Origin of the sequence: Bernardetia aquimarina (assembly GCF_042180575.1) — a bacterium.
Classification (GTDB): Bacteria; Bacteroidota; Bacteroidia; order Cytophagales; family Bernardetiaceae; genus Bernardetia.
On the sequence record NZ_CP170094.1, the window covers coordinates 2,130,052 to 2,143,226 of the forward strand.

At 30.8% G+C, this 13,175-nt stretch carries 12 protein-coding genes; 5 read left to right on the top strand and 7 right to left on the bottom strand.

Going from position 1 to position 13,175, the window contains the following annotated elements; genetic code table 11:
- Positions 1–21 precede the first annotated feature (21 nt).
- From ACE193_RS08975 to ACE193_RS08990, 4 genes are read right to left on the bottom strand one after another with little or no spacing between them, the layout of a single operon-like run.
- Positions 22–723 carry a hypothetical protein gene (locus tag ACE193_RS08975; RefSeq protein ID WP_375562651.1) on the bottom strand — a complete coding sequence of 234 codons (702 nt, stop codon included), beginning with the start codon at positions 721–723 and terminating at the stop codon, positions 22–24.
- Between the two features lie 11 nt (positions 724–734).
- A complete protein-coding gene (locus tag ACE193_RS08980; RefSeq protein ID WP_375562652.1) occupies positions 735–1,733 on the bottom strand; it encodes a hypothetical protein in 999 nt (332 codons plus the stop codon).
- A gap of 23 nt (positions 1,734–1,756) precedes the next feature.
- Positions 1,757–2,767 (bottom strand): hypothetical protein, encoded by a 1,011-nt coding sequence (locus ACE193_RS08985; RefSeq protein WP_375562653.1) that lies wholly within the window; start codon positions 2,765–2,767, stop codon positions 1,757–1,759.
- A 29-nt stretch (positions 2,768–2,796) separates the two neighbouring features.
- A complete protein-coding gene (locus ACE193_RS08990) occupies positions 2,797–3,693 on the bottom strand; it encodes a hypothetical protein (RefSeq protein WP_375562654.1) in 897 nt (298 codons plus the stop codon).
- Positions 3,694–3,931: 238 nt separating this feature from the next.
- On the opposite strand from ACE193_RS08990, the gene ACE193_RS08995 reads away from it, so the two are divergent.
- Positions 3,932–4,510 (top strand): DUF1569 domain-containing protein, encoded by a 579-nt coding sequence (locus ACE193_RS08995; RefSeq protein WP_375562655.1) that lies wholly within the window; start codon positions 3,932–3,934, stop codon positions 4,508–4,510.
- A 478-nt stretch (positions 4,511–4,988) separates the two neighbouring features.
- On the top strand, positions 4,989–5,231 hold the full coding sequence (locus ACE193_RS09000; protein WP_375562656.1) for a hypothetical protein: 243 nt from the start codon (positions 4,989–4,991) through the stop codon (positions 5,229–5,231).
- Between the two features lie 47 nt (positions 5,232–5,278).
- Here ACE193_RS09000 and ACE193_RS09005 read toward each other — a convergent pair whose 3' ends face one another.
- The gene (locus tag ACE193_RS09005) at positions 5,279–5,734 is read right to left on the bottom strand and encodes a GNAT family N-acetyltransferase (RefSeq protein WP_375562657.1); all 456 of its coding nucleotides are present in this window, start codon (positions 5,732–5,734) and stop codon (positions 5,279–5,281) included.
- A 115-nt stretch (positions 5,735–5,849) separates the two neighbouring features.
- Between ACE193_RS09005 and ACE193_RS09010 the strand changes: the two genes are divergently transcribed.
- Positions 5,850–7,817, top strand: coding sequence for a M61 family metallopeptidase (locus tag ACE193_RS09010; RefSeq protein WP_375562658.1), 1,968 nt, complete (start codon positions 5,850–5,852; stop codon positions 7,815–7,817).
- Between the two features lie 96 nt (positions 7,818–7,913).
- On the opposite strand, the gene ACE193_RS09015 is transcribed toward ACE193_RS09010, so the two are convergent.
- Complete coding sequence (locus ACE193_RS09015; protein WP_375562659.1) at positions 7,914–8,618, bottom strand: LytR/AlgR family response regulator transcription factor; 705 nt, start codon at positions 8,616–8,618, stop codon at positions 7,914–7,916.
- A gap of 6 nt (positions 8,619–8,624) precedes the next feature.
- Positions 8,625–9,746 carry a sensor histidine kinase gene (locus tag ACE193_RS09020; protein ID WP_375562660.1) on the bottom strand — a complete coding sequence of 374 codons (1,122 nt, stop codon included), beginning with the start codon at positions 9,744–9,746 and terminating at the stop codon, positions 8,625–8,627.
- A 236-nt stretch (positions 9,747–9,982) separates the two neighbouring features.
- Between ACE193_RS09020 and ACE193_RS09025 the strand changes: the two genes are divergently transcribed.
- Together ACE193_RS09025 and ACE193_RS09030 are read left to right on the top strand one after the other, a co-directional pair.
- A complete protein-coding gene (locus ACE193_RS09025; RefSeq protein ID WP_375562661.1) occupies positions 9,983–11,233 on the top strand; it encodes a hypothetical protein in 1,251 nt (416 codons plus the stop codon).
- 367 nt (positions 11,234–11,600) lie between these two features.
- Positions 11,601–13,073, top strand: coding sequence for a sodium:solute symporter (locus ACE193_RS09030; RefSeq protein ID WP_375562662.1), 1,473 nt, complete (start codon positions 11,601–11,603; stop codon positions 13,071–13,073).
- Positions 13,074–13,175: the final 102 nt, after the last annotated feature.

The following is a 13,175-nucleotide window of genomic DNA, read 5'->3' on the forward strand; positions in this document are numbered from 1 at the left end:
GGCTAAATTAAGAAATTATCGCTAAATTGTCGGAAGAACCTCAAAATCTTCTAAAGAAAGCTCATATTTTTCTAAACCTGCACGAATTGCACCTCTTTGATAATAGACTTTTTTGCTTTCTAAGAATGAATGATTAAAGTAAATAGAAATTACTTTAATAGCAATCGGAATAAACCATTTTATGACTCTAAAAATGTGAGTAAAAACGGTTTTTATCATAAAAAAGACATTATCAATTTCTTTTTGCTGTGGTCTTCCTTTAAAAAGATACTCCCATTCTTTGTTTATTTCCTCAAACTTTTTCCTATCTATACTACTTTTTACTTTCTCATCTCTTTCTTCCAATAATTCTAAAGCTTCTGTCAAATACTGTTCGCCTTTTTCCAAATCTGATTTTAATTTTTCTCGTTCATCTTTTGAGGCTTTGTAATAAATACCATAAGTCGCATTTCCAAAAATATATTTTTTCAAAGCAACTGCACGCCCTTTTTCAAGATGATTTTTGAGTAAATTATAGGAAGTTTTCGGATTAAAATAAAGACCAATTTTGGCTACCGTAATTCTGAAATTATAAATTAGCCATAAAAGCCAAATACAACCCAAAACACCAAAAAAAATAGGAAATTCTGTAATAACTTGATAGGCTTTGTACGCAAAAAAACAGAGTACACCCAGTCCAATTATTCCTCCTATAATTTCTAAAATTTCTTGATGTCGTTTCATTGTTTTTTAGGTTATGATTCCTTACAATTCTCCTCATACATTTTCTGACTAAACTCTACATCTCCCAGTTCAATTCCACGTTTCCAATCTTTACAAGCCAAATCTGCATCGCCTAATTTGTGATAGGCACAGCCACGAACATATAATAATCGCCATAAAATAGTTTGATTGCTGCTTTTTTGTACTTCTTCAATCGAATTAGTGCAATTTTCTAAAGCATTTCTGTAAAAATCATAGTTACCTAAATCTAGTAAAATTTTAGATTGAATACACAAAAAATCAGGCGTTCCGAAAAATAAGCCACTAGAAATGCCTTGATTGTATTCCTGTTCTTTGTCATTTATATTTTCTAAAAAAAGTGCTTTTTCTTCATCATAATCTTGTAAAAACTTATCGTCTGGATAAAGTATTTTCTTTGTTTTTATCCAATAGAGAACAGGTTTTCCTTGCAAATAAAACCAATCCATTATGTTATTGATTTTTTTGATAAATTCTACTAGATAAAGCCAAGAAGATTTAAGAAAAGCTATAAAGTCATTATTATTTTTGTAAAACTCATCTATTTGTGATTCTAATGAAGCCTTGTTTTTCCCTTTAAAAAGTGGTGTAGAAGTAGTATTTTCTGAACTTTCATTAATTTTAAAATCAACTTTTTTATAAAAATATTCTTCCATTGATTTAAAAAAATATTTTTCTGCTTTCGGATAATCTGCTCTATCAAAATAATATTTTCCCAAAAAATAATTTTCTGTTATCACAAAACTACCTTTGTCTTTTTTGTCTTTAAAGAAATAAGGAATTAAAGAAGGCTTGTATGCTAAAGCAAAACGACCTACTATAAAACGCCAAAAAAGGACTGAAAATAAAAATGCAAAAGGTAGTAAAGACAAAATACTACTCCAAAAATTTGTTTTATATCCTAATAACCAAGCAACAAAAGGTACTCCTACAAACATAGCTAATGCAGGAATAAAATAATCAAATTTTAATTTATTTTCTTCTTTCTCCATTTCAAAATCGATTTAATATTGTTTTATAAACTGTTACAATTCTCCTCATACATTTTCTGACTAAATTCTACATCTCCCAGTTCGATTCCACGTTTCCAATCTTTACAAGCCAAATCTGCATCGCCTAATTTGTGATAGGCACAGCCACGAACATATAATAATCGCCATAAAATAGTTTGATTGCTGCTTTTTTCTACACAGTCTATAATTTCATGACTTATTTCTAATGCTTTTTCATAGTAGGCATATTCATTATATTCTAACATCAATTTAGCTTCAATACAGCGAAAATCAACTGAACCTTTAAAAAAACTCTCATCTATTTCTTTTTTATTTTTTATATCATTAGTCAAATTTTCTTTAAAACATTTTTCATCTTCATCAAAATCGTGTAGAAAGTCGTAGTTTGAAGAGATTATTTTTCTTGTTTTTATGTAATAAATAATAGGTTCTTGTTCCATTAATACAATGGAATCTATTCCTTCTGCTACTATTTTTATAAATTGTAAAAGATATAATTTTATGGTCTTGAAAAATGCTTTAAAATCACTATTTTCTTCATAGAATTTATCAACTTTCTTTTTCATCTCTTCTTTATTATAAGGTTGAGATTCACTTTTAAATTCATCTAAAGTAATTTTCTTAGAAAAAAAAGAATTTACAGCCGTTTTAAAATAGCTTTCTGCTTGCTCATAATTTGCTCTATTAAAATGATACCTTCCTAAAAAATAATTTTCTGTTACTTCAAAACTTCCTTTATTTTTTTTGTCTTTAAAGAAATAGGGAATTAATGAAGGTCTGTGTTTTAATGCAAAATTCCCTAAAACAAATCGCCAAAATAAATAAAAAGTAAAGACTGAAAATAATGTTCCAAATATAATGTAGATAGAAAAGAGTATTACAAATGGAATAAAAAAATGATTGTACAGCATTCGTAAAATCAAAATAGTAAGGTACAATACCACAGGAAAAAATATAAAAAAGAATGCAAAAGTTATTATTCTATTCTTTGTTATTATTTTGTACTTTTTCATAGTTTTTGAATTTGTGTTATTTATAATTCCTATTTCTCAATCTCCATTTCACTCACTTCCCATTTTTTCAGTTTTGGATAATAACGTAAAAGTTGATTTTCTTTTAAGTTTGCCAGCGTGTCAGAAGTCGTATAAACGGTAACTTCTCCTTTTTTTACAAGTACAAACAAACTATCTTGACTAGATACGTTAAAAGTAGCTTCTTTGGTTTTGATTCTGAAACTTCCTGCATCAAGTACAAAGGAAATTAGATTTGGTTTGACTTCTAACTCTGCCAAACCGACAAGCTGAACGGCTCTTTCATCGCTTCTAAATTCGGTTGGAAAAACAAAACGAGAATCTGTTGTATAACGTACTTTTGAGCTATCTGAAAGCGTTTTTGTTTTCCAATCTTTCGGCTGACTCTCTATATAATTATTGAGATATTGCAAACCAATTCCTAAGCCAACAGCAAAAACCACCACAACAGCAAAAGCAAACCATCCGTTTTTAGATTTTCGTCTTTTTAATCGTTTTTCAAATTCGCTTTGCTCAAACTCTTCGTATTCTTTTCGTTCGGATAATGCCGTTCTTGATGGAATAGATTGTGTTTGTTTTGTTTTTTCTTTAGATTTTTGTTTTGTATTTTGTTTGACACGTTCGGTATTTTCTATATTCTCAAAACCTAATTTTTGATTAATTTGATTTACAATTTCTTCAAAAGATAAATTTTTATCCTCAAAACTTGGAATTTCTAAATTGGTTCGTTGCCAAATTTCTTCCCATGCTAAGATTTTTTGAGAGGATAATTTTATATTTTCTGTATCTTGATTTTCTTCTGCTTCTTCGCTCTCTTCAATTACACGCATCAAAATACCTCTTTCATAAGGTGATAATGTCCCTTGAAGATGTTTTAATAATAACTGCTCACTTTCTGTAACTTTCATAATGTAAGAATCAATTACGAATTACGAATTAAAAATTACGATAGTAACTAATTGATTGTAAATAATTTTTGATTTAAAAATATTGTACTCTATAAAAAAAATCTAAAGACATAACATCATATTTAGACATCAAGTCTTATACGAAGGTAAAAAAAGATAAACTAAGTTTTGAAAAATAGCATTTTTTTTGTGTAAATTATGAATTATCTTTATTACAGAATCAAAAAAACACTTACTTATGAACCGTCGTAAATTTTTAAAAGTAGGAGCAATTACTTCAGGAGTTGTTCTTGTGGGAGCAGCAGGAGGGAGTTTTGTCCTTGACCATCGTCTTTCTACCAAAAATGAAGTGTTACGTAATCTTTCTTTTTCTTCTCTCAAAGAAGCCCAAGAAGAACTGGATAGATTAGAAAAAATAGTCTTGTTAAACCCTAAAAAAATTCAGCTTTTAGGGGATTGGTCGCTGCATCAAAATTTGGTTCATTGCGCCCAAAGTATAGAATATTCATTGACAGGATTTCCAAAACATCGTCCGAAAATTATTCAGAATACAATAGGGAAAATTGTTTTCGAAAAATTTGGTTCACAGGGTTATATGAGCCACGACAGAAATGACCCTATTCCAGATGCTACACCGATAGAAAAAGAAGGCGATTTAGAAGTTGCTTTTGATAGAGTTCGAAAGTCTATTTCAGATTTTGAAAATTATGGAAAGGCGTATGAACCTCATTTTATGTATGGAAAACTCTCTAAATCAGAATACGAAAAAGCACATTATTTGCACCTTGCTGACCACCTTTCGGGAATGAAGGGGTAATTTTTGGGAAATGGGAATTAGAGATTAGGAAATGTAAAACTAGAAAATAAATAATGCTATTCAACTAAAGTCTTCTTATTTTCGTATCTAATAACTTTATAGTTAGTTGTTCCTAAATTCAATGAAAACAGGTCAAGAAAATGAAAGAGTTATTTAGATATATCTACAAGAATAGGGTTGTTTCTGTACTACTCAAGCTATTTTTAATAGCTGTTTTGTTGCATCTAACTTGTTTGCTATTATTATACACCTTAAAAAATCAAATTCCAGATATATTATTAGTAGGATTACTTTATATTGGATTTTACTCTTCTTTCGCAGTTGCAGGTTTTCTATTATTACTAATTATAACTGTAATTTTTAGAATAGTTCGGTATAAAATAATTGAAAAACCCTGTGGTGGAGTAGCTGAACATAGAATATTAGATATGGAATAATAAAACAGTTAATTTATTTCAATCATAATTAATAAAAGCAAATGAAAGAATTATTTAGATATGTGTATAGGAATAAATTTGTTTCTATACTCTTCAAATTATTTATTGGTTTTATTGTACTGTATGGACTTAGCTTATTATTATTATCTTTAATACAAGATTCTCCTATCATAACTGTTTTAGTATTGTATGCTATGATTTTCTTTGGCTTTTTATCCATTATTTCATTTTTGATACTCATTATAACTGCGATTTTTAAGGCAATTCAGTATAAAAAGAATTAAGTAGTTTTTTGGTAATCCAAAATAGCTCTGACCATAGTTTGAAAATACTATAATTCATACGAAAAATGAATTACATCAGCAGCTTTTCCACCTGTTTTTTTATAAAAATCAATAGCGTGGTTATCTTCCAAATCGGCTTGTACAAAAAGTTCTTTATAGCCTAAATTTTTAGAATATTCTTTTATGTTTTCCATTAATTTAGTTCCAATTCCTTGTCGTTGAAAATTTGGATTTACGCCCAAATCATACAAATACACTTCAGAACTAGCATAATAAACTGAAGGCAAAATATAAGCTCTCAAACCTCCAATAACTTTTTTATTTCTTTCTTCCTCTAAAATAGCAACAAAGAAAACCATTCTTTCATTTTCTAAAAGGCTTTGCAGGTGATTGTCATTTGGCAAAACAAAATCTTCCATTTCAAAAACCTCTTCAAAAATTTTGATTAATTCTTTGAGGAGTGGCAAATCTTGTTGTGTGAGTTTTTGATACGTGATTTTCATAGAATTTGTGTTTTTTTAGAATTGTAAACTGAATTTCAAAACGGTATCTTTGTGCTTTAATTTTCTAGTTCAAGCGTCGACGCTTGAACTAGGATTACAATATAAACCCTCAACTATGTTTTTACATTCCCTCAAAAAAAACAAAAAACAGTTTTTCTTAGCTGTTTTTTTTCTTCTTAGTCTGAATATTTCGTGTATTCAAGCGCAAGATAAAACAGAAACTAAAACCGAAAACACTACAAAAGTAGCCTATCATTTTGATTTTTCTAATCGTGTTCATCATACGGCAAAAGTTACTATCTCTGTTCCTAAAGCTCCAAAAGATGAGCCTTTGAAATTGCGTATGAGTAGAAGTTCGGCAGGACGTTATGCGTTACATGAATTTGCAAAAAATGTTTATTCTGTAAATGCTTTTGATGCAAAAGGAAATAAATTAGAAATTGTCCGTACTTCGCCTTATACTTGGAACATACCGAAAGCAAGCGATAATATGAAAGTTGAATATACGCTTTTTGCAGATTATGCAGACGGAACATATTCAGGAATAAATACTATTCAAGTACATTTAAACGCTCCTGCTACTTACCTTTTAGTTGATAATTTTTATGATGAAAATTTTGAAAAAGATGCTTCTATCAGAAAAAACAAAGAAGATAAAGATGCCCAGACAATAAAAGTAACTTTCTCATTGCCTCAAAATAATAGTTTTAAAGATAATAATGATGAGAAATGGACAGTTGCAACGCAGTTATCACAAATCAATGATTCTACTTTTTATGCGCCAAATTATTATTATTTATTAGATGCTCCTGTTTTGATAGGAAATTTATTTTGGAGTGAATGGAAAGAAGCAAATCAAAATTTTAGAGTGGCTTTGAATAAAACTGGAACAGAAACAACAGACCAAGAAGCAAAAGAATATGTAGAAAAAATCAAGAAAATTGTAAAAGAAGAAATTGCTCTTTTTGGAGAAGCTCCTAATTTTGATTACGGAACTTATACTTTCCTATTGAATTATCAGCCAACAGCACACGGTGATGGAATGGAACACCGAAATTCTACCATTATTACAGATGCTGAAAAATTAGCAGATGGTCATTTATTTACAGTTGCTCATGAGTTTATTCACGCTTGGAATATTGAGCGTTTGCGTCCTCAATCATTAGAACCATTTGATTTTTCTAGTACAAATATGTCTTCTGAGCTTTGGTTTGGCGAAGGCTTTACGTCTTATTATACCAATTTGGTTATGCTTCGTGCTGGTCTTATCGATGAAACTACATACGCAAATTTGATGAATGGAATGTTGAATTATGTTTTGACTTCTCCCGGTCATAACTTTCATTCTCCTGCTCAAATGAGCCAACAAGCTACTTTTGCAGATGCAGCGACTGCAAACGACCCACTTTCTCACTATAATACTTTTATTACTTATTATTATTATGGTGGTGTTATGGGTTTAGCTTTAGATATGGAAATGAGAAAGCGTTTTGATAAAAGTTTGGATGATTATATGCAACAATTATGGAAACAGTTTGGCAAAACAGAAAAGCCTTACACAATGAGAGATCTTCAAAGGACTCTAGCAGAGGTAACAAATGACAAACAGTTTGCAGAAGGTTTTTTCAATAAACACATTGAAGGACATGAATTGCCAAATTATAACGAACTTCTTTCTACAGTTGCAATGGATTTTCAACTTACCCAAAAAGGTAAAGTTTGGTTTGGAAAGTTAGGACTTGATATTGACAAAAAGAAAACAGAAAAAAATGCTACTATCTCAAATTACATGCTTTATGGTTCACCATTTTATGAGGCAGGACTAGAAAAAGGTGATGTTTTGGTAAGCATTGACAACAAACTCATTACGTCAATGAATGATTACAGGGAAGTTTTATCAACTTTAGAAAAAGGAAAAGCTGTACGAGTTACGTATGAAAGGTTCGGTAAAAAGAATAGCGTAGAAGTAATGCCTGTTCAGATTCCATATCGTGCCTTAGTTTATTTAGCAGAAGATGAACCAATTACAAGAAAAGAACAAGTAGAAGAGCGTGAGGATTGGCTTTCTACAAAGCAGAAATAAAAACTGAAATTATTAGAGGCAGCTTATATTCTCCTACACATACAAATTGCTAGTTTGTTTGTGTAGGGTTTTTCTTTTAGAAACTCTCTAAAACCTCTAATTTATTCTATTGATGAGTGAGTTGATTCTGCTTCGGTAGGTTTGTCCGATGGGTATTTTATGATTTTGTATGATAATTTGATTTCCTATAATTATTTCTATTTTTTCTACTGCTATAACGAACGATTTATGAACACGTAAAAACTTTTCTTTTCTAAGTAATTCTTCCATCATAGAGATTTTTTCGTGTGTCAGAATCATTTTATCAGCCAAATAAACTTTAGTATAATTTCCTAGAGCTTCTACAAACAAAATATCTTGCATCGAAAGCTGATGGTACATTTTATCTCCTTTCAGAAAAATATAGTTTCCTTGTATTGCATCAGTATGATGAGTATCAGATGAAATCTGTTTTCTTTCTATATTAATTTTACTTATTGCTTTTAGAAAACGTGTAAGCGAAAAAGGTTTGAGTAAATAATCAACAATATCCAATTCATATCCTTCTAAAGCGTATTCTTTATAGGCAGTTGTTACGATTATTTTTGGAGGGTGTGATAATGTTTTCAGCCATTCAAAACCTGTAATTTTAGGCATATTAATATCTAAGAATACTAAATCTACATTTTGGTTAGAGATAATCACAGATGCTTCTATGGCATTATAAGCATTACCCACTTTTTTTAGATACGTTAGTTCTTTACAATAACTCTCTATGATTCGATGTGCTATCGGTTCGTCGTCTATGATTAAATATTTCATACTATTTTAAATTACTTTGATGGATAATTGTAAGTCATAAATATCTGTTGATTTGGTAATTATTAATTCATGTTTTTTTGGATATATCATTGCAAGTCGCTTTTTTAGGTTTTCTAAGCCAATGCCTATATTTCCTTTTTCTATTGCAGAATAATTATTTCTGATTCGGAAAAATATTTCTGAATCTGTGGTAGTTACTTGAATATCAATAAATGCCTCTTCTAACAAACTTTCTACACCATGTTTAAAAGCATTTTCTAAGGGTATTACTAACAAAATTGGACTTATTTTGTGAGAATGAGTAATGTTCTTTTGGAAAGTAATCTCCACTTTTTTCTGATAGCGCATTTTATGTAGCTCAATATAATCTTCCATATAGGCAATCTCATTTTTCAGCTCAACACTATCAGCTCTTCCATCATAAATTGTGTAACGCATCATATCTGAAAGCTTTAGTATCATTTCAGGAGTGCGTTCTGATTTTTCTATGGCAAGTCCATACAAATTGTTTAAAGTATTGAAGAAAAAATGTGGATTAATCTGACTTTTCAAAAGCATTAATTCTGCATTTACTTTATCAGCCCTTAGTGTAGTTACCCACTTCCAACGCTCATAAATCCATGTTAAAAGTGTTACAGAAATAGAAAGTATCAAAAAACTTGTAATCACAGGACGATAATTTTCAGCGTAGTTTGTTTCCATTCTAAATACAAAAAAGTAGGAAATGATAGCTCCATAAACGAAAATAATAGCTACTTGATATTTTTCAAAAAATGTTGGAACTACTAAATAACTAACCCCCATCCAAAATAAAAGAAGAAGAGGAGTAGTAATTGGATTATTTGGAATACGTAAATAATACTCTGCTACTGCTCCTAAAAAAAGTAATCCAAGTATTCCCAAAACTTTATAGAGTGGAAACCTAGAAACCAAAAGTGTAATGATTAGCCAGCAAATCAAAAAACTAAAAGCATGTATAACAATATAGAGAGGTAAAACAACAGCCTCAAAGCGAACAATAAAACCTCCAGAAATTGCCACTATCGCAAAAGTCAGTATAGTAAGTAAGCCTCCAATGATTATTTCTTTGTAGCTCACATTTATAAAATTATTTCTATTGATTTTCATTGTTTCAGAGTGATTGATTTATAAGTGAAAATAATTATTCGTAAAAAGCTAACAAAATAAATATGACCAACACCATTATTTTTGAATCATACAATATGGTTTTCATATTAAACCTTGATTATAGTATTCTCAATATCGTTTGAGCTTGTTTCTATAGTATTGGTCATATTAAATAGGAGTAGAGAGTACAAGCGTTTATGTTTGATAAAAATCATAAACTCATTTAATTTAATCATATGAAAATCATTAAAAAAACGTTACGCCTTGCTGCCTTTACACTTTTTACATTAGTTGCTTTAGTTATATTAGGGTTTAACTCATTAGCAAGACAAGTAGATTTACCTAAACCAGAAGGAAAATATAATGTAGGTGTTACTCACCGAATCATTACTACAAACAGAGTAGCTGACTTTCATCAATTTGTGGATAGCAATAAAACAGTATATCTAAAAATATGGTATCCTGCAATAGAAGTAACTAATAAAGAAAGAGCTTTATCTATTGAGGGAGGCAAAAAATCAGTAAAAGAAGCAATTAAAAATCCATCTATACTTGAAAGGGTAGGACTCAAACAAATACTCAAAATCAAGACAAATGCTTATTTCAATATTCCTATTGCTACTGGTAAGTTTCCTATGATTACCTACTCTCATCAGTATGGTGGTTGGGCATCTGAAAATGCTGACCTTTTTGAGAGCTTGGCAAGTAAAGGATTTATTATAGTGGCTATTACACACCTAAATCAGGCTGTTTTTGCGCCAATAAATGAAAAAACTATAATAGATTCAAAGACAATTCCATTATTTGATACTCTTGACAAACCACTTATTAAAACTTTGTATGCAGATATTGACGCTGCCGAACAGCAATCTGTACTAGATAGTAGCTTGTTGGCAATCAGAAAACATCCCTATTTGGAATCAAGAAATAGGTATTCTGATATTTGGTCAGATGATATTATTACAGCTATCGATTATATGAAAGAAGCACAGATTAAAAGTGGTGACTTTTTCTTTGAAAAAATTGACACCTCTAAAATTGGCTCAATGGGTTTTTCATTTGGTGGAAACGCTGCTATCAATGCTACCTTAAAAGATAGTTCTATACGTGCAGCTATAAATATGGATGGAACTGTTTATGGAGATTTTTATGATAAAAAATCAGATGCCAATATTCTATTCTTAGCACGCTCAAACCCAAAGAAAAAAATATTAAGTTACTTTGGTAATTTCCGAGATAAAAATAATCAACACTATCCAACTCTGATGTTTAGAGGGGCAGAGCATAGCAATTTCTGTGACATGAACTATTTTTCTGCTCTATTTAGATGGGTAGGTGTTACAGGTAGTATTGATAGTCAGTTTATGAGCCAACATAAGAATCAAATTGTATATGATTTTTTTATTACTTCATTCCATCAGTCAGATTTTAACCCTGAAAAATATACCCAAGATGAGCGAATCATAAATTATAAGCACTTAAATTAACACTTACTTTTTTTCAAAATACTCTATACCATGTAGTCTAACTTTATGAGAAAATCATGAAAAAAAGTATAAGAGTATAAGGATTGGCTTTCTACAAAGCAGAAATAAAAGTTAAGTTTTTTTTAGAGTTAAATTAAACCTTTAGGTTTTGGTTGTACTTAAATGAGATAAAATACTAATTTCTTGCTTATTTATTACCAAAGCCTTTTTTTATGCTAAGGATATTTTGGCTTTGAAGGAGGAGGAGTGATGCCCAAAGCCTTGTACTAGAAACTTTACAAAACTAGCATTTCCCTTCCATTTTCGTTACCTTTGAAATTTTGTATTTTATAATATTATTTCAAAATTATCAAAAAAACGTTTTTTAATGGATTTACATTGGATAGATATTAGTATTTTTATTGTTTATTTTATTGCGCTGCTGGCTATTGGTTTTTATTTTTATCGCACCAACAAATCAGATGAAGATTATTATGTCGGTGGACGTGGACTTTCAGCAGGGCATATCGGACTTTCCGTAGTGGCGACAGATGTAGGAGGAGGCTTTTCGATTGGACTTGGTGGACTGGGTTTTTCAATAGGAATTGCAGGAAGTTGGATGTTATTTACTGGTCTTTTGGGTGCTTGGTTGAGTGCTGTTTATTTGATTCCCAAAATTTATCCGATTGCTAGAAAGAAAAAATTGCTTAGTTTTCCACAAGCCGTTGAGCATTATTATACAAGAGATGTTGCGCTTGCAGCAGGTATTATTTCACTTATTGGTTATGTAGGTTTTTCTAGTAGTCAGATTTTGGCAGGTGCAAAACTAGCTTCTGCGACCTTTCCGACGGCTATTACTTTAGAACAAGCCGTTTGGGCGATGGGCGTTGTGGCTGTTCTTTATACTGTTTTTGGTGGAATAAAAGCCGTAATTTATACTGATACGGTGCAATGGATTATTCTCTTGACTGGTCTTGTCGGAATTGGACTTCCGATGGGTTATTATTTTGTGGGTGGAATGGAAGGAATAAGAGAGTTTTTGCCTGCTGAAATGCTTTCGTTTGGAAATATTACCGTTTCTCAAGTCATAAATTGGTTGATTACGATTGTACCAATTTGGTTTGTCGGAATGACATTGTATCAACGAATTTATGCAGCAAAAGATGAAAAAACAGCGATTCGTGCGTGGCGTATTGCAGGAGTTTTCGAATATCCTTTTATGGCTTTTATGGGTGTTTTGTTAGGAATGTTTGCTAAAGTTGCTTATTTGCAAGGAGCTTTTGCTGATGCTGGTTTTACAGTGGCAACGGCTGCAACCAATCCATTAGATGCCGAAATGGGTTTGCCTCTTTTGCTTCGTACAATGCTTCCTGTTGGTTTGATGGGTTTGATGCTTTCAGCTTATTTTTCTGCAATTATGTCGACGGCAGATAGTTGTTTGATGGCTGCTTCTGGAAATCTAATGACAGATATTATTGGTCGTTTTAAAAAGAAAATGGCGAGTAATTTAGTTCTTTCTCAAATCCTAACTTTTGTAATTGGTGCTTTTGCGATTGTACTTGCCTTGCACATGCAAAATGTCTTGGAACTGATGCTTTATTCGTATGCGTTTATGGTTTCTGGCTTGTTTGTACCTGTTTTGGCAATGCTTTTTATCAAAAATCCAAGTCCTGCTGCTGCACTTGTGGCAATGATTGGAGGAGGAACAACCACACTAATTTTGATTTTGATGCAGAAACTAGAAGGTTTGAAATTACCTTATGAGTTAGATGCAAATCTTTTTGGGATAAGTGTTTCTATTCTGCTTTTTGCCATCGTTCATTCGTTGGTTTCTAAGAAAGCACATTCTGAACAAGGATAAGCATCAATATTGTTATTGGTATTTTAGTGATAGGCGACACCATAACTTGTAACAGAAGTTTAAGAATGATTATTTTTTGATAAGTAATTGAGCAAAATTAAA

Excerpts from the sequence above, each read along its gene's own strand:
- ACE193_RS08985 (WP_375562653.1), bottom strand. The coding sequence starts at position 2,767 with ATGAAAAAGTACAAAATAATAACAAAGAATAGAATAATAACTTTTGCA.
- ACE193_RS09010 (WP_375562658.1), top strand. The coding sequence starts at position 5,850 with ATGTTTTTACATTCCCTCAAAAAAAACAAAAAACAGTTTTTCTTAGCT.
- ACE193_RS08980 (WP_375562652.1), bottom strand. The coding sequence starts at position 1,733 with ATGGAGAAAGAAGAAAATAAATTAAAATTTGATTATTTTATTCCTGCA.
- ACE193_RS09015 (WP_375562659.1), bottom strand. The coding sequence starts at position 8,618 with ATGAAATATTTAATCATAGACGACGAACCGATAGCACATCGAATCATA.
- ACE193_RS09000 (WP_375562656.1), top strand. The coding sequence starts at position 4,989 with ATGAAAGAATTATTTAGATATGTGTATAGGAATAAATTTGTTTCTATA.
- ACE193_RS08990 (WP_375562654.1), bottom strand. The coding sequence starts at position 3,693 with ATGAAAGTTACAGAAAGTGAGCAGTTATTATTAAAACATCTTCAAGGG.
- ACE193_RS08995 (WP_375562655.1), top strand. The coding sequence starts at position 3,932 with ATGAACCGTCGTAAATTTTTAAAAGTAGGAGCAATTACTTCAGGAGTT.
- ACE193_RS09025 (WP_375562661.1), top strand. The coding sequence starts at position 9,983 with ATGAAAATCATTAAAAAAACGTTACGCCTTGCTGCCTTTACACTTTTT.
- ACE193_RS09020 (WP_375562660.1), bottom strand. The coding sequence starts at position 9,746 with ATGAAAATCAATAGAAATAATTTTATAAATGTGAGCTACAAAGAAATA.
- ACE193_RS09005 (WP_375562657.1), bottom strand. The coding sequence starts at position 5,734 with ATGAAAATCACGTATCAAAAACTCACACAACAAGATTTGCCACTCCTC.
- ACE193_RS08975 (WP_375562651.1), bottom strand. The coding sequence starts at position 723 with ATGAAACGACATCAAGAAATTTTAGAAATTATAGGAGGAATAATTGGA.
- ACE193_RS09030 (WP_375562662.1), top strand. The coding sequence starts at position 11,601 with ATGGATTTACATTGGATAGATATTAGTATTTTTATTGTTTATTTTATT.